Origin of the sequence: Paraburkholderia sp. DHOC27, from assembly GCF_003429005.1 — a bacterium.
In the GTDB taxonomy this organism is placed as follows: domain Bacteria; phylum Pseudomonadota; class Gammaproteobacteria; order Burkholderiales; family Burkholderiaceae; genus Paraburkholderia.
In genome coordinates this window covers 509157-526321 of record NZ_QVQV01000003.1, presented here as the reverse complement: position 1 = coordinate 526321, position 17165 = coordinate 509157, and the positions used below count along the sequence as shown (strand labels likewise).

The window sequence follows — 17165 nt, the reverse complement described above, 5'->3', positions numbered from 1 at the left end:
ACGAAACGGAGACAGCTCGATGAATCATCCCGCTTTTGCAGGACTCTCTGCCATTCAGGCCCCGCCGTGGGTCAAACACAAAAAGCTGATTGACTGGGTGGGGCGCGTCGCGGCCCTCACCAAGCCCGATCAGATCGTCTGGTGCGACGGCTCCGAAGAGGAATACGACCGGCTTTGCGCCGAGATGGTCGAGGCCGGCACCCTGAGGAAACTCAATCCGGCCAAACGGCCCAATTCCTATCTTGCCTGGTCGGATCCATCGGACGTCGCGCGCGTCGAGGATCGCACCTTCATCTGCTCGCAACGCCGCGAAGACGCGGGTCCCACGAACAACTGGATCGAGCCGTCCGAAATGCGCGCCACGCTCGACGGCCTGTTCGACGGCGCCATGCGTGGCCGCACCCTGTATGTCGTGCCATTCTCGATGGGGCCGCTCGGCTCGCCGATCGCGCATATCGGCGTCGAACTGAGCGACAGCCCCTACGTGGTAACGAACATGCGCATCATGACGCGCATGGGGCGCAAGGTGTACGACGTGCTGGGCGCCGATGGCGATTTCGTGCCGTGCGTGCACTCGGTGGGCGCGCCGCTCGCCGCGGGTGAGCAGGATGTGCCGTGGCCCTGCAACGACACCAAGTACATCGTCCATTTTCCCGAGCAGCGCGAAATCTGGAGCTACGGCTCGGGTTACGGCGGTAACGCTTTGCTGGGCAAAAAATGCTTCGCCTTGCGCATCGCCTCCACGATGGGCCGCGACGAGGGCTGGCTCGCCGAGCACATGCTGATTCTCGGTGTCACCTCGCCGGAAGGGCGCAAGCATCACGTCGCGGCGGCTTTTCCATCGGCCTGCGGCAAGACCAACTTTGCCATGCTGATTCCGCCGGAAGGATTCGACGGCTGGACCATCTCGACCATCGGCGACGATATTGCGTGGATCAAACCGGGGCCGGACGGCCGCCTGCGTGCGATCAATCCCGAAGCGGGCTACTTCGGCGTGGCGCCGGGCACGAGCGAGAAAACCAACTTCAACGCCATGGCCACGTTGAAGCGGAACGTCATCTTCACGAATGTTGCGCTGACCGATGATGGCGACGTCTGGTGGGAAGGCATGACTGACGAGCCGCCCGCGCATCTCATCGACTGGCAGGGCAAGGACTGGACGCCCGCCATCGCGAAAGAGACCGGACGCAAGGCGGCGCACCCCAACGCGCGCTTCACGGCGCCGGCTGCGCAGTGTCCATCCATTGACGCGGACTGGGAAAACCCGGCCGGCGTGCCCATTGACGCCTTCATTTTTGGCGGCCGTCGCTCCACTACGGTGCCGCTCGTCACCGAGGCGCGCAACTGGGTTGAAGGCGTCTACATGGCCGCCACGATGGGCTCCGAGACGACGGCCGCTGCTGCGGGTCAGCAGGGCGTGGTGCGGCGTGATCCGTTCGCGATGCTGCCGTTTTGCGGCTACAACATGAGCGATTACTTCGGTCACTGGCTCAAGACCGGCGAGCGGCTGGCGCAACTCGGCGCCACGCTGCCCAAAATCTTTTGCGTGAACTGGTTCCGCAAGCGCGCGGACGGCAAGTTTGTGTGGCCGGGTTTCGGCGAAAACATGCGGGTGCTGGGCTGGATGGTGGGGCGGATCGAAGGCGGCGCTCAGGGCGAGGAGCACGCCTTCGGAGTCTCGCCGCACTACAAGGACATCGATTGGCGCGGTCTCGAGTTTAGCGAGGCGCAATTCGACCAGGTCATTTCCGTCGACGATGCAGCCTGGCGCACCGAACTCAAGCTACATGCGGAGCTATTCGACACGCTGCGTCAGAATTTGCCGCCGGCGTTGTCCGAAACAAGGGCAGCCTTCGAGGGACGACTTGGCACCTGACTTTGTGAGTGTTCACTTCGAGATTTTTTGAGCTTCAGCAGACCGCCTTCGGGCGGTCTTCTCATTTATGCGTTTTGTGGAAGGGTTTTCCGCGATTGCATTCGTGCAAAAGTTGCACGCGTCGCTGTTCGAGCAGCAAAGATAGTGCAGGGTGCAATGCAGCATATTGTTTCCGAGATAGGAACAATCGCACGCGCTAGGGCCTACTATGCGGCACGTTGATGAGAAAACTAACGAAATTCCACGTATTTGGGCAACTTCTGCACGGATTCGCGAGTCGTAGGAGAATTCCAAGTTCGCTTCGCTGGCTAAAACTGTTTTGTCGGGAAGCTGTAACAGGCAGGAGTTGTCTTATGGATCATTTGCAGTCGATGCGAGTTTTCGTCAAGGTGGCGGATCTCGGCAGTTTCGCCCGCGCGGCCAGCGCGATGGATATTTCCAACGCAGTGGCCACACGTCACGTTGCCGATCTCGAAGGCCGTCTCGGCACCCGTCTGCTCAACCGTACCACCCGGAGCCTGTCGCTCACCGAATCCGGCCAGGTCTATCTGGAACGTGCCCGCCAGATCCTCGATGAGCTCGAAGACGTCGAGCAGATGGTGGTGGCGCGCAACCATGAGCCCGTTGGCAGTCTGCGCATCGTGGCGCCGGTGGTGTTCGGTCTGCACAACCTCGCGCCGGTCCTGCAGACCTACGCCGAGCGCTATCCCAAAGTGATTCCCGACGTCACGCTGGTTGACCGCCAGGTGGATCTGGTCGAAGAAGGTTTCGACGTTGGCGTGGTGATTGCGCGGCAGATGCGCAGCGCGAGCATCGTCACGCGGCGTCTGACCACCGGCTGCATGACCGTGTGCGCGACGCCGGCCTACCTGGAACGGCAGGGCATGCCTACGCGTCCCGAGCATCTGCTGGAGCATCCTTGCCTGTCGCTGCCCGCGGAATATTGGGGCGACGAGCGTGTGTTCACGGGCCCGGACGGCGAAGTTCGCGTGCGTCCCACCAATGTGATCGTCGCCAACAATACCGAGATGCTGCGGCAGTTTGCGCTGCTGGGCATGGGCATCGCCATTTTGCCGAGCTATCTGATTGGGCGTGACATGACGCGCGGCAAGCTGGTGCGTCTGCTGGGCGACTATCGCTTGCCGCAGGTCGAGATCAACATCGCGTACCCGAGCCGGCGTCACTTGCCGGCCAAGGTCCGGACGTTCATCGACCACCTGGTCGAGCATTTCAGCCAGACCCCGAACAGCCTGCTCGGCGAGCAATGGATCAAGGATGGCGAAGGCCGTCCGGCAAATGCGCCGTCGTCGGCCATCATGCCGCCGGAAGCTTTCGATGGCGCCGAGCCCCTGTCGCGATTATTGGATAGCGAAATTGCGCCCAAGCTGCCTGCGAAACCCGCATCGCGTGGCCGGCCCGCTGCGTTGACACCGATCTGATTGATGGCGGGCTGCGCGACTCGGTGAATGCAGCGGATCGCTAGCGTTAGCCGTGACGGCAAGCTTGAGATGGAAACGAAAGGCGCGGCCATTTGAGGTGGTCGCGCCTTTTTAACGGTGCGTGAACAGGCCGCGAAGCGAGTGCAGCGGTTCGCTGAAGCTGCGGCAATGGTGAGATTGAGACGAAAAACAAAAGGCGCGAGCACATCAATGTGGTCGCGCCTTTTTTCGTCTGGGCCGTGCTGCGTTTAAAGTGGCTGGCAGAGTTATCTGCCGCCAGAGATAACTGCCGCATTAACCGCGGCAGCCGCCCCTGAGGCTTTCGCCCCCCCGTAAAACTACGAACCCGTCTTGCGCGCTGCCGTCTTCTTCGCAGGCGCTTTCTTGGCCGCAGCCGTCTTGGTTGCCGGAGCTTTCTTCGCGGCAACCTTGCGAGCCGGCGCGGCCTTCTCGGTCGTTACCTCTTCGTCGTCCGAATCGGCGCCAGCACCGGCAGTTGCCGCAGTTTTGGCGGCAGCCGCTGTCTTGGCTGCCGTCTTTGCGGCGGTTTTGGCCGACGGCTCCTTCTTCTCGAACTCGAAACCGATCTTGCCGTCGCTCTGCTTGACGAGGAACGCCTTGAAGTTACGACCCGTGCGCGACGACTTGAAGTTCGTCAGCAGGTCCGTGCGGCCCTCTTCCAGCAGCTTGGCCATCTGTTCACGCGTGATCTCCTGCTGCAGGATCACCTTGCCTGAACGGAAGTCGCAGGTCTTCGGGTTGGCCACCGAGTTTTCGCACACGTAACTCATGCCGTGCTCGTACACCCGAGCCTTGCACTTCGGACATGCGCCCACCGGTTGTTGTTCGGAGAAATCTGGCGCCTCGCCGTCCTCGCCGCCCGAATCCTGGCCGAAATCGAACTCGAGCTTGTAGTTCTTGATCTCGTCGTCCAGAGACAGCTTCAGGATCGCCGAGAACGGTCGCCCCATCTTGCTGCGGAAGCCCGACAGCGGACCAATGGTCTTGTTCTTCAGCAGTTCTTCGACTTCCTCGATCTCGAACTGCCGTCCACCCGGAATCTTCGAGATGGAGAACTCGCACTTCGAACATGCGAAGCGACGGTAGTTTTCCTTCACCTGACCACCGCAATTCGGACACGGCGTTTCCAGCGTTGCATAGTCGCCGGGGATGGTGTCCGAGTCGTATTCCTTCGCGCGCTTGACGATGGTCTGCGTCATGCGGGCAATTTCCTGCATGAACGCATCACGCGGGAGGTTGCCGCGCTCCATCTGCGAGAGCTTGTACTCCCACTCGCCGGTCAGTTCAGGCGCAGTCAGTTCCTTGACGCCGAGGCCGCGCAACAGCGTCATGAGCTGGAACGCCTTGGCGGTCGGGATCAGATCGCGGCCCTCGCGGATCAAATACTTCTCACCAAGCAGACCTTCGATAATTGCCGCGCGCGTGGCCGGCGTGCCGAGACCCTTGGCCGCCATCGCTTCGCGCAGTTCGTCGTCTTCAACCAGCTTGCCCGCGCCTTCCATTGCGGACAGCAAGGTCGCTTCGTTGTAGCGTGCAGGCGGCTTGGTGACCAGTTGCTGCGCAGCGATCTTGTCGGTCTTGACCTTCTCGTCCTTCTGCACCGGCACGAGGTTGGCATCTTCGCCACTGATCTCGCGGCCGTAGATCTGCAGCCAGCCCGGCTCGACCAGCACCTTGCCTTCGGTCTTGAAGTGATGACCGACCACTTCCGTGATCCGCGTGGTCACCCGGTATTCGGCCGCCGGGAAGAACACCGACAGGAAGCGCTTCACGACGAGATCGTAGAGCTTCTGTTCCGGCTCCGACAGATTCTTCGGCGCTTGCAGCGTGGGGATAATGGCGAAGTGGTCGCTGATCTTCGAGTTGTCGAAGATGCGCTTGTTCGGTTTCACCCAGCCCTTGTCGAGCACCTGCTTGGCGAACGGCAGATAGTTGTTGCTCTCCTTGAGCATGCCCAAGGTTTCCTTGACCGTATCCATATAGTCTTCCGGCAGCGCGCGCGCGTCGGTACGGGGATAGGTCAGGACTTTGTGTTTCTCGTACAGCGCCTGGGCGAGGCCCAGCGTGTTCTTCGCCGAGAAGCCGAAGCGGCCGTTGGCCTCACGCTGCAAGCTCGTCAGATCGAACAGCGCCGGCGAGAGCTGCGTGGTGGGCTTCGATTCTTCCGTAACCGTGCCGATCTGGCCACGGCAAGCCGCCACGATCGTTTCGGCGGCGGGCAGTGCCCACAAGCGCGAGTCGCGCTTTTCCGGATCGAACTCGTCACGCTTGAACTTCGGGTCGAACCAGCGGCCTTCGTAGAAGCCCGCTGCGCAGACGAACTCCGCCTTCACTTCCCAGTAGTCGCGCGGCACGAAACGGCGAATCTTCTCTTCGCGCTCCACGACGATCGAAAGGGTTGGCGTTTGCACGCGCCCAACGGTGGTCAGAAAGAAGCCGCCACCCTTGCTGTTGAAGGCCGTCATGGCGCGCGTGCCGTTGATGCCGACCAGCCAGTCGGCTTCCGAGCGGCAGCGTGCAGCGTCGGCGAGCGGTTGCATTTCCTCGTCGCTCCGCAGACGGGCAAAGCCGTCGCGGATCGCGGCGGGCGTCATGGACTGCAGCCACAGCCGTTGCACCGGCTGTTTCGCTTTGGCGTGCTGCGCGATCAGGCGGAAAATCAGCTCGCCCTCGCGCCCCGCGTCACATGCGTTGATCAGACGGTCGACGTCCTTGCGCTTGAGCAGCTTGTTCAGCACCTTCAGCCGCGACTCGCTTTTTGCGATCGGATTGAGGTCGAAATGCGGGGGGATGACGGGGAGATTGGCGAAACTCCACTTGCCGCGCTTGACCTCGTATTCTTCCGGCGCGGCGATTTCCAGCAGGTGGCCGACCGCCGACGAAAGGACGTAATCGTCGCTTTCATAGTATTCGTCATGCTTGGTAAAACCGCCCAAAGCCCGCGCGATGTCGTTCGCGACGGAAGGCTTTTCGGCGATGATCAGTGCTTTGGACATGACTGGATATGAGTTGGTGGATCCGGGTGTGGGCCTCGGGTTGACGCCCCAGGTTTGCGACCCATTAACGACCGCTTTATAGCACACGCGGCTGAAAGGGCGTGTCGCATGCGATTAGAAAGCGGCCCATCATAATTGCGTGCCTGCACGTCGGGCAAGGGACGGCAGCCGCGTTGCAGCATGCTTGCAACGCCCGTCCCGCGAGCCGGGCGGTCAAATACTGCGTGTTTCAGGCGACCGCGAGAGCCGGCCGCAGCTTGGGTGCGCCGGTCACGCCCGGCAAGGTGGTGAGATCGGCCAGCATCCGGTCGACGATTGCCATTTGCGGCAGCACGGTCCCGAAAAAGCGGGTGGTCACACTGTCCTCAATGAGAATCGTAGGAAAATTTTCTACGTCCAGGTCGTCGAAACGATCCGCGTGGGTTTCAATGTCGATCCATGCGAAACAGATATCCGGGTGCTTGTCGGCCAACCGGTCGAACGCCGCCTGGTAGTCACGACACGTTCCGCACCATTGCGCGCACAGGCACGCAACGAACAGCGTCTCGCGGTCGTTGACGCGCTCGGCGATCCGGTCTTGGTCGGTGTCGAGATTCAGCGCGGGCATGACAGATTCCTTGCGTACTTATTCAGGTGCTTTGGCGCGAATGTAGCATGGCGCGGATTCCGTCGTGGTCGATTGCGCTCACGCGTGGCTTGCCCGGGCAAAGCGTCCGCCCGGTAAAACGGTGAGATGGCCGGCCAGTTCCAGCTGCAATAGCGTGCTTTGTAAGGTCGAGTCGCCCATGTCGGTGCGGGCGGCAAGAATTTCAAGCGTCGCCGGGGCATGGCCGAGCGCGGCCAGCAACGCCTCTGCGTCTGGGCCGAGCGCAGATTCGCTCTGTGTGGCTGCGGTTGCAGCCTTCGGCTGGGCTAAAGCGGCTGAAGTGCCCAGCGACGCGCCGGACGCACCAGCAGGCGTAGCCTCGCCATGCACGGAGAAAGGCGCCGGCGGAATACCGTTCCACAGCATCGCAGCGGTGCCGGCTCCCTTGGGCGGTGCGGCAAAACCCAGTTCCTCGAGAATTTCGTCCGGTGTCTCAACCAGCTTGGCGCCCTGCTTGAGCATGCGGTGGCAGCCTCGCGAAAGCGGCGCGTGGATCGAACCGGGCAGTGCAAATACGTCGCGCCCCATTTCATTGGCGAGCCGGGCGGTAATCAACGAACCGGAGCGCATCGCCGCCTCGACCACCAGCACGCCGCCCACGAGGCCGGCGATCAGGCGGTTGCGTTGGGGAAAGTTGGCGGCGCGCGCGGGCGTGCCAAGCGGCCACTCCGAGATGATCGCTCCCGCCGCCGCGATCTGCCGGGCAAGCGGCTGGTGCGCGGCGGGGTACACGAGATCCGCCCCGGTGCCGATCACTGCGATCGTGCTGCCGCGCTCGCTTAACGCGCCGCGATGCGCGGCGCCGTCGATACCCAAGGCGAGCCCGGACACCACCACCAGCCCAGCCCGCGATAACGCCCGCGAGAAGCGCTCGGCGTCCTCCACACCTTGCGGCGTCGCGCTGCGGCTGCCCACGACGGCGACACCCTTGGCATGCAGCAGGTCCAGCCGGCCCTTTACATATAGCAGTGCCGGCGGGTCGGGCATGGTCAGCAAGGCGGGCGGATAAACCGGGTCGTCCAGCGTGACGATATGGTTGCCTTCCAGCTCTCGCCAGGCCAGCACGGCGTCGAGATAGGGTGCGAAATCGGCGCCCGGTACGGTCAGCGCGGCGCGAGCGGAGGCTTCGTCGGTTGCCGCGGCGAGCAGCGCAAACGGCTGCTCGAGGATGGCGTGCGGCAGCCCGAAAGCGTTGAGCAACGCGCGCAGCGCGCCGGGGCGCAGTCCGGGTGCCGTGGAGAGCCGCAGCCAGGCGGCGAGTTCGTGTTCAGTCGTGGGAAGCGTGTGCATTGCGTGTCCGTCCTTCTGCATGGCCAGCGGGCAGGCGGGCGCCATGCTAAAATTTTCATCATCCGAAATAATGAAAAGCGCCGCGCCCACCCGCGCGGGCTCGTCGTTTGCGCACCGGTGGCGTGTTGAATCGAACCGGTTCGACACCACCTATCCTCTGCGTATCGCGACGGTCCCACAAGCTGGCCAGATGGCTAACGGCGCGACCTTGCGCCCCTGAGCGGCGCTCAAATCACTCTCAAAATCATGGCTTTACTGAACATTCTCAATTACCCGGACAAACGGCTGCACAAGATTGCCAAGCCGGTCGAACAGGTCAACGACCGCATCCGCAAGCTGGTCGCGGATATGGCCGAGACCATGTATGCGGCTCCTGGCGTGGGGCTTGCGGCGACTCAGGTGGACGTGCACGAGCGCGTCATCGTGATCGACGTGTCGGACACGCACGACGAACTGCACGCGTTCATCAACCCGGAGATCATCTGGTCGAGTGACGAAAAGAAGATCAACGAGGAAGGCTGTCTATCGGTGCCGGGCGTCTACGACAACGTGGAGCGCGCCGAGCGCGTTCGCGTGCGCGCGCTCAACGAAAAGGGTGAGACCTTCGAACTGGATTGCGAAGGCCTGCTCGCGGTGTGCATTCAGCACGAAATGGATCATCTGATGGGCCGCGTGTTCGTGGAATATCTGTCGTCGCTCAAGCAGACCCGCATCAAGAGCAAGATGAAGAAACTCGCTCACGCAATGTAATGCCCGACCATTTCGCCTACTGCCCCCGTTCATGAGCCATTCGCTGCGCGTTGTGTTTGCCGGTACGCCGGAGTTTGCGGCGGCGGCGCTTGCCGCCATCCACGAGGCCGGGTTTCCCGTACCGCTCGTGTTGACTCAGCCTGACCGTCCTGCTGGACGGGGCATGAAGTTGCAGGCGAGCCCGGTGAAACGATATGCCGAGGAGCACGGGCTCAGCGTCGCCCAGCCGCCGTCATTGCGGCGCACGGGTAAGTACCCCACAGAGGCCGCCGCGGCGCTAGACCAGCTACGCGCCACTCCGCACGACGTGATGGTGGTGGCCGCTTATGGGCTGTTGCTGCCGCAGGAAGTGCTCGATATTCCGCCGCACGGCTGCATCAACATTCACGCTTCGTTGTTGCCGCGCTGGCGCGGCGCCGCGCCGATCCACCGCGCGATCGAGGCCGGCGACACGGAAACTGGCATCACGCTGATGCAGATGGACGTGGGTCTGGATACCGGCGCGATGATCTCCGAAGCGCGCACACCCATTCACGACACGGACACGACGGCAACGCTGCACGACCGGCTCGCGCACGCCGGCGCGCATCTGATCGTAGACGCGCTGGCGGAACTGGAGCGCAGCGGCAAGCTCGCGTTGACGCCGCAGCCAGCGGAAGGCTTCACCTACGCGGACAAGATCGGCAAGCACGAAGCCGCACTCGACTGGCGCCGCCCCGCTGCCGTGCTGGCGCGCCAGGTGCGCGCGTTCGACCCGTTCCCCGGCGGCGTGGCGACACTCGATGGCACGGCCATCAAGATCTGGGGCGCTGTGCCGGGTGAGACACGTGGCAACGCTGCGCCGGGCACGATCGTCGAGGTTTCGCCGGAAGGCGTCGTGGTGGCGTGCGGTGAAGGCGCGCTGATCCTCACGCAGTTGCAGAAGCCGGGTGGCAAGCGCCTGCCGGTACGCGAATTTCTCGCCGGCGCGACGCTGGCTGCCGGGCAGCAGTTCCAGTTGCCGGAAGCAGACTAACAGGCGCTCGGCGTCCTCACCATTGGCCGTTTGGCCGACTCCCTTCGCGTGCCTGCGGCGCGTTAGAATTGGCTTTGCAACTTGTGCGGCTCTGAGGTCTTCATGTTTGGCATCACCCATTTTGGTTTTTTCGTCGTCGCCGTTTTTCTGCTGAACGTGACGCCTGGACCAGACACGGCGTACATCGTTGGGCGCAGCGTTGCACAGGGGCGCGGCGCGGGGCTGATGTCGGCGCTGGGCATCTCCGCGGGCTGCTGCGTGCATTCGCTCGCTTGCGCGTTCGGCTTGACTGCGCTGCTTGCGGCCTCGGCCACGGCGTTCACCGTGATCAAATTCGTCGGCGCCCTTTATCTGATCTATCTCGGCGTGCGTCTGATTTTCACGCGACCGGCCGAAAATGAGGCGGCGAGCCCCGCGCGTTCGGCCGGTGCCCCCAAATCGCTACGGCAACTGTTTTTGCAGGGCTTCTGGACTAACGTGCTGAACCCGAAAGTCGTGCTGTTTTTCGTGTCCTTCTTTCCGCAGTTCGTGACCACCGGCAGCGATCACAAGGCACTGGCATTCCTGTCGCTCGGCGTGGTGTTCGTGTTGATGAGCACGGTCTGGAACGGCTTTGTGGCGTGGATTGCGGGCAGCGTCACGCAGCGCTTCTCGGGCAAACCGGCTGTGAAGCGCTGGCTGGATCGCGGAGTCGGCAGCGCGTTTGTCGGACTCGGTATCAAGCTCGCCACAGCATCGCGATGATTGAATTTTCTCTGCGCACCCATATCTAACAAAACGTTTACAGTCGACCGCCGCAAACTGGCTGCAAGCGGCTGCACACGCGTGCAGGTAGCGGCACTGGATATGAACCCGTCAGCGGGGCAAGGAGCAATCAGCATGTTCAACTGGGTCAAAACCGCGATGTTGATGGCCGCCATCACGGCCCTGTTCATCGTGATCGGCGGGGTGATTGGTGGGTCGCGCGGCATGATGATCGCGCTCGTCATCGCCCTCGGCATGAATTTCTTCTCGTACTGGTTCTCGGACAAGATGGTCCTGCGCATGTACAACGCGCAGGAAGTCGACGAAACCAGCGCGCCGCAGTTCTACCGCATGGTGCGCGACCTCGCCACGCGCGCTGGGCTGCCCATGCCGCGCGTCTATCTCATCAATGAAGACGCCCCGAATGCGTTCGCGACGGGCCGTAACCCTGAGCATGCGGCGGTGGCGGCCACGACCGGCATTCTGCGCGTGCTTTCCGAGCGTGAGATGCGCGGAGTGATGGCGCACGAACTCGCGCACGTGAAGCACCGCGACATCCTGATCTCGACCATCTCCGCCACGATGGCCGGGGCGATCTCCGCTCTGGCGAACTTCGCGATGTTCTTTGGCGGGCGTGATGAGGACGGCCGACGCTCGAATCCGATCGCGGCAATTGCGGTGGCGATGCTCGCACCGATTGCCGGTGCGTTGATCCAGATGGCGATTTCACGTGCGCGCGAATTCGAGGCAGACCGCGGCGGCGCGCAAATCTCCGGCGACCCGCAAGCGCTTGCCTCGGCGCTCGACAAGATTCACCGTTACGCGAGCGGTATTCCGTTTCCCACGGCTGAGGCGCATCCGTCCACGGCACAGATGATGATCATGAATCCGCTGTCCGGCGGCGGCATGGCAAGCCTCTTTTCCACCCACCCGTCCACCGAGGAGCGTATCTCGCGACTGACGGAAATGGCGCGTACTGGGCGTTTCGAGTAACGCGCACGAGGCTGGGCGCCGAATGCCGCCGGAGCCTGGCGGCCAAAGCCGCGCAGACCGAAGCGGCCGCCGCGCCGCAAGCGCGCTGTCTTCCGACATCTCACGCCAGCCCCGGCGGCAAGCCACTCACCTGTAGCCCCTCCACATAGGCCGCCCGGCGGCCCACGCTACAATGTGTTGTTTGCGTTGCGCGCTCCGCGCGGCCTGCTGCTGCCTTCCCATGACATCAAAGCCTTCCACGCGTTCTGTTTCGCCATCGCCCGCGCCGCGTCAGCGTGAATCGCGTCTGTCGACGCTGCATCTCGCGCCTGAATCGCTCGGTTTCGCGCTTGACTGCGCGGCCCAGGCGGTCGGTTCCGTGCGGCTCGGTTCGGCGCTCCCGGCAGCGTTGCAGTCGGTTTTCGTGTCTGCGCCCGAGGGCAACGCAGCGGCGGCACGCGGTGCGGTACAGGACATCTCCTACCGCACCATGCGGCGTCTCGCGACCGCCGACTGGCTGATCGCAAAGCTGGTTCGTAAAGCCCCGCCGCCGCACGTCGGCAATCTGCTCGCCTGCGCGCTCACCCTGCTCGCCGATGACGAAGACGTCGCGGCCTACCCGCCCTTCACCGTGGTCGACCAGGCGGTCAATGCCATCGCCGCGCGGCGTGAATTTGCCTTCGCGAAGGGACTCGTCAACGCGGTACTGCGCAATTTCCTGCGCGAACGCGAGGCGCTGTTGAGCGAATCGCAAGCCGACGAAGTCGCGCACTGGAACTATCCGGCCTGGTGGATCGACAGCGTGCGTCGCGCATGGCCCGATCAATGGCAGGACGTGCTTGCCGCCGGCAATGTGCAGGGCCCGCTCACGCTGCGGGTGAACGCACGCCGCTCGACCGTCGACGCCTATCTGCAAGTCTTGCGCGATCACCATATCGAAGCCGCTCGCGCCGGTGAGGATGGCGTGCGCCTTGAAACAGCCATGCCGGTCGATCGCATTCCGGGCTTCAGCGACGGCGTCGTGTCGGTTCAGGATGCGGGCGCGCAACTGGCCGCGCAATGGCTGGGCGCGCGCGACGGCATGCGTGTGCTGGACGCCTGTGCCGCGCCTGGCGGCAAGACCGGGCATTTGCTCGAACTTGCCAATCTCGAACTGATTGCGCTCGAAAGCGATGCGACCCGTGCACGGCGCATTGGCGAGAACCTGCAACGGCTGGGTTTGTCGGCCGAGGTCCGTATCGGCGATGCGGGTGCGCCGGCCAAGTGGCACGACGACATCGACCGCCCCTTCGACCGCATTCTTGCCGACGTGCCGTGTTCGGCGTCGGGCATCGTCCGGCGTCATCCGGACATTCGCTGGTTACGGCGTGCATCGGATATTCCCGCGCTGGTGACCGAGCAGCGGCGCATTCTGGCGGCGCTGTGGCCGCTCGTGAAACCGGGCGGCGAGTTGCTGTACGTCACCTGTTCGATCTTTCCTGACGAGGGCGAACTGCAGGCGCAGTGGTTTGGAGACAACTACCAGGATGCGGTACGATTGGACGCGCCGGGGCAACTGCTGCCCACAGCGGCCCGCGCGCCTGCCGACGCTCCGGACGGTTCCCATACCGGGCCGGAAACCGGCTCGAACCCAGATCACGACGGATTTTTCTACGCGCGCTTTCAGAAACGGTGACCATCAAACGCTTCTTTCCGCTTCGGCTCGCCGCCGTGCTCTGGATAGCGCTGGCCTTTTGGCTGGTCGCGCCAGATGCGGCGCGTGCGGATTCGATCGCGGTGCAGCGCGCCTCGCTGCAATCGGATGGTAACGGCTGGCAGCTCGACGCGCGATTCGACTTCGAGTTGAACAGCAATCTCGAAGACGCCGTCAACAAAGGCATTCCGCTTTACTTCACGACCGACTTCGAACTCAGCCGGCCGCGCTGGTACTGGTTCGACGAACAGCCAGTGAGCGTGTCGCAAAGCATCCGGCTGTCGTTTCAGCCGCTCACGCGCGAATACCGTGTGTCGACCGGCGGTTTGCAACTCGGCTTCAGCACGCTGAAAGACGCACTGGCGGTGATCCAGCACGTGACGTCATGGCATGTGATTGACCGCAATCAAGTGCAGAACGGAGAAACCTATACCGCGTCCGTGCGCATGCAACTCGACATCGCACTGATGCCCAAGCCATTCCAGATCGACGCCGTCAACAACCGCGACTGGAATCTCTCTTCCGACTGGAAGCGTTTTACTTTCACGGTGACCGAACGTGCTAAATAGAGTGCGCGGTACCACCAGCATCAGCAGCATCGTCGTGCGCGTACTGGTGTCGACGGTGGCGGTCACGGCCGTGCTGCTGCTGGTGTTGCTGGCCGCTGCCAGCGCCAACACCGAATTCTTCGACCGCTACTACCAATGGCTGTACGCGGCCAATGTCGCGGTCGCGCTGATCTTCCTGCTGGTGGTGACGGCGCTCGTCCTGATCATCATTTACCGGTTGCGCAAAGGGAAGTTCGGCACGCGGCTGCTGGCAAAGCTTGCCTTCTTCATGGCATTGGTGGGCGTGGTGCCAGGCGGCATCATTTACGTCGTGTCGTATCAGTTCGTCTCGCGCAGTATCGAATCGTGGTTCGACGTGAATGTGGAAACGGCGCTCACGTCCGGCCTGAATCTGGGCCGCGGCATGCTCGACGCGTCGCTGTCGGACCTGCAAACCAAGGGCCGTTTGATGGCCGAGCAACTCGCCAGCGCCGATTCGGCGGGTACGACGCTGACGCTGCTGCGTCTGCGCGACCAGTTCGGTGTGCAGGATGCGACCATCGTCGAACCGGTGGGCAGCATGTCGGGCGCGGCGCCTGACATGCACGTCGTCGCGCAGGCTTCGGGCAACTATGTGACGCTGGTGCCGAACGACCTGCCCACGCCCATGATGATCGAACAGGCGCGTGGCCACGGCTTCGCCGCCATTGAAGGCGAAGTGGATGGCGATCCGAACGCCAACGGTGGCAAGGGTGTGCTGCGATTGCGCGTCGTGCAGCGCATCCCGGACGCCAACGCTTCGTTGCTGCAACCTGGTGACCGTTTCCTGCAACTCACGCAACCGGTGCCGCCATCGCTGGCCCGCAACGCAGACGCTGTGCAGCGTGCGTATCGCGAGTATCAGGAGAAGGCATTGGGGCGCACGGGCTTGCGCAAGATGTACATCGGCACGCTGACGTTGGCGCTCTTTCTCGCCACCTTCATCGCGATGATGCTCGCGCTCGCCTTGGGCAATCAGCTTGCGCGACCGCTGTTCCTGCTGGCGCAGGGCACAAAGGAAGTGACCGAAGGCGACTACACGCCCAAGCGCGAAATCAAGTCGCGTGACGAACTCGGCTTCCTGACGCAGTCGTTCAATGCGATGACGCGGCAACTCTCCGAGGCGCGCGCGGCGGTGGAAAACAACCGCATCGCACTGGAACATTCGAAGGCGTATCTGGAGAGTATTCTCGCCAACCTCACCGCGGGCGTGTTCGTATTCGACCGGCAGTTTCGCTTGACCACGGCCAATCGCGGCGCGGAACGAATCTTCCGTCAACCGTTCCAGGCCGCGCTGGGTTCCGCGCTTGATCGCATCACGGTGTTGAGCGATTTCGGCGCGATGGTGCGCAAGGCCTTCGCCGATCGCGAGGCAGCCAGCGGCGATGGTCACGATGATCGCGGCCACTGGCAGCAGCAATTCTCGGTGCAGGTGCCAGGCGAAACCGAACCGTTGACCCTGCTGGTACGTGGCGCGCGCCTCGTGTCCGCCACGGACCGCGACGCGGAAGACGTGCAAACCTCGGGCTACGTGGTGGTGTTCGACGACATCTCCGACGTGATCTCGGCGCAGCGTTCCATTGCCTGGGGTGAAGTAGCGCGGCGCCTTGCGCACGAGATCAAGAATCCGCTCACGCCGATCCAGTTGTCAGCCGAGCGTCTACAGATGAAACTCGCGGACAAGCTCGCGCCGAGCGACGCGGACGTGCTGAAGCGCGGCGCAACGACGATCGTCAATCAGGTCGCGGCGATGAAGCAGATGGTGGACAGTTTCCGCGATTACGCGCGCACGCCGCCAGCGGTGCTCGCCAATCTGCAGCTCAACGAACTGGTGAGCGAAGTGCTGACGCTGTACGGTATCGAAGAAGGCAAGAGCGCGATTCGTGTCGAGCTGGCCGCGTTGCCGGTGATACGTGGCGACGCAACGCAATTGCGCCAGGTCATCCACAACCTGCTGCAGAATGCGCAGGATGCGGTAGCCGAGGCCCAGCAACCACGTGTGCTGCTGGAGACGAGGACAGTAGAATATGGCGACCCCGACGCAGAAGGCAAAGCGCGCGTCGCGGTACGTCTGACCGTATCCGACAACGGACCGGGTTTCCCCGCGCGCATTCTGACGCGTGCATTCGAACCTTACGTGACGACCAAGGCCAAAGGAACAGGACTTGGGTTGGCAATGGTCAAGAAGATCGTCGATGAACACGGCGCGCGTATCGACATTCGTAATCGCATGAGAGCAGGCGATGTGATCGAGGGTGCGCAGATTTCGATCCTCTTTCTTCAATTGGCAGACGATGTGGCTGCGGCACCGGGAGCAGGGCCGCAGGCGGCGCATGGCAATGCGGCGCAGGGAACGACAAAAGCAACAGTGCAGACAAGGGCAGCTTAAATGGCAACCATCCTGGTGGTAGATGATGAAATGGGCATCCGGGAATTGCTCTCGGAGATCCTGAGCGACGAAGGGCATGTCGTGGAGGCGGCGGAGAACGCGCAGGAAGCGCGCGACTTCCGGCTGCGCCAGGCGCCTGACCTGGTGCTGCTCGACATCTGGATGCCCGACACTGATGGCGTGACGTTGCTCAAAGAATGGGCCGCGCAAGGTCAACTGACGATGCCGGTGATCATGATGTCGGGCCACGCAACCATCGACACGGCGGTCGAAGCCACCAAGATCGGCGCGCTCAACTTCCTCGAGAAACCGATCGCGCTGCAAAAGTTGCTGAAGGCGGTCGAGCAGGGTCTTGCACGCGGTAATCCGGCACCTGCTGCGCCGGGCGCGGCGAGCAAGCCCGCGGTGCCCAGCAGCCCGTCGGCGGTGGCCTCGGCGGCCGCACTGCCGATGCTCTCCGGTGATGGACTTGGCAGCGGCGCAGGCGCCGCGCAAACGGCCTCGATTTCATTCGACATCCCGCTGCGCGACGCACGCGACGCGTTCGAGCGCGCGTACTTCGAATATCACCTCGCGCGCGAGAATGGCAGCATGACGCGCGTAGCCGAAAAGACCGGGCTTGAACGCACGCATTTGTATCGCAAGCTCAAGCAGCTCGGTGTCGATCTGGGCAAGAACAAGGGCGAGTAAAATTGCCCAGATGTGGGCGCGAATGGTCGGCCAGTGATCGGCCAATCATTCACGTCA

The 17165-nt window shown here is 62.9% G+C and carries 13 protein-coding genes; 10 read left to right on the top strand and 3 right to left on the bottom strand.

Going from position 1 to position 17165, the window contains the following annotated elements; translation table 11 throughout:
• Window positions 1-19 precede the first annotated feature (19 nt).
• Together D0B32_RS14385 and D0B32_RS14380 are read left to right on the top strand one after the other, a co-directional pair.
• The gene (locus D0B32_RS14385; RefSeq protein ID WP_117334628.1) at window positions 20-1876 is read left to right on the top strand and encodes a phosphoenolpyruvate carboxykinase (GTP); all 1857 of its coding nucleotides are present in this window, start codon (window positions 20-22) and stop codon (window positions 1874-1876) included.
• A 353-nt stretch (window positions 1877-2229) separates the two neighbouring features.
• Window positions 2230-3315 (top strand): LysR family transcriptional regulator, encoded by a 1086-nt coding sequence (locus D0B32_RS14380; RefSeq protein ID WP_117334627.1) that lies wholly within the window; start codon window positions 2230-2232, stop codon window positions 3313-3315.
• 338 nt (window positions 3316-3653) lie between these two features.
• Here the strand turns inward: D0B32_RS14380 and D0B32_RS14375 are convergent, their stop codons facing one another.
• From D0B32_RS14375 to dprA, 3 genes are all read right to left on the bottom strand, one after another.
• A complete protein-coding gene (locus D0B32_RS14375; RefSeq protein WP_117334626.1) occupies window positions 3654-6332 on the bottom strand; it encodes a DNA topoisomerase III in 2679 nt (892 codons plus the stop codon).
• 229 nt (window positions 6333-6561) lie between these two features.
• Window positions 6562-6939 (bottom strand): thioredoxin family protein, encoded by a 378-nt coding sequence (locus D0B32_RS14370; protein WP_117334625.1) that lies wholly within the window; start codon window positions 6937-6939, stop codon window positions 6562-6564.
• Between the two features lie 78 nt (window positions 6940-7017).
• Entirely contained in the window at window positions 7018-8268 is a 1251-nt protein-coding gene (gene dprA, locus D0B32_RS14365; protein ID WP_117334868.1) for a DNA-processing protein DprA, read from the bottom strand.
• A 246-nt stretch (window positions 8269-8514) separates the two neighbouring features.
• On the opposite strand from dprA, the gene def reads away from it, so the two are divergent.
• From def to esaR, 8 genes are all read left to right on the top strand, one after another.
• Window positions 8515-9018 carry a peptide deformylase gene (gene def, locus D0B32_RS14360; protein ID WP_117334624.1) on the top strand — a complete coding sequence of 168 codons (504 nt, stop codon included), beginning with the start codon at window positions 8515-8517 and terminating at the stop codon, window positions 9016-9018.
• Window positions 9019-9049: 31 nt separating this feature from the next.
• Window positions 9050-10033, top strand: a complete 984-nt coding sequence (fmt, locus tag D0B32_RS14355) for a methionyl-tRNA formyltransferase (RefSeq protein ID WP_117334623.1) — start codon at window positions 9050-9052, stop codon at window positions 10031-10033.
• A gap of 102 nt (window positions 10034-10135) precedes the next feature.
• The gene (locus D0B32_RS14350) at window positions 10136-10777 is read left to right on the top strand and encodes a LysE family translocator (RefSeq protein WP_117334622.1); all 642 of its coding nucleotides are present in this window, start codon (window positions 10136-10138) and stop codon (window positions 10775-10777) included.
• 135 nt (window positions 10778-10912) lie between these two features.
• Window positions 10913-11770 (top strand): zinc metalloprotease HtpX, encoded by an 858-nt coding sequence (gene htpX, locus D0B32_RS14345; protein ID WP_117334621.1) that lies wholly within the window; start codon window positions 10913-10915, stop codon window positions 11768-11770.
• A 220-nt stretch (window positions 11771-11990) separates the two neighbouring features.
• The gene (gene rsmB, locus D0B32_RS14340; protein WP_117334620.1) at window positions 11991-13424 is read left to right on the top strand and encodes a 16S rRNA (cytosine(967)-C(5))-methyltransferase RsmB; all 1434 of its coding nucleotides are present in this window, start codon (window positions 11991-11993) and stop codon (window positions 13422-13424) included.
• Entirely contained in the window at window positions 13421-14011 is a 591-nt protein-coding gene (locus D0B32_RS14335) for a DUF4390 domain-containing protein (RefSeq protein WP_117334619.1), read from the top strand. Before rsmB ends, D0B32_RS14335 begins: the two co-directional genes overlap by 4 nt.
• Window positions 14001-16418 (top strand): PAS domain-containing sensor histidine kinase, encoded by a 2418-nt coding sequence (locus D0B32_RS14330; RefSeq protein ID WP_117334618.1) that lies wholly within the window; start codon window positions 14001-14003, stop codon window positions 16416-16418. Before D0B32_RS14335 ends, D0B32_RS14330 begins: the two co-directional genes overlap by 11 nt.
• Entirely contained in the window at window positions 16419-17108 is a 690-nt protein-coding gene (gene esaR / locus D0B32_RS14325) for a response regulator transcription factor EsaR (protein WP_117334617.1), read from the top strand. It begins immediately after the preceding gene.
• Window positions 17109-17165: the final 57 nt, after the last annotated feature.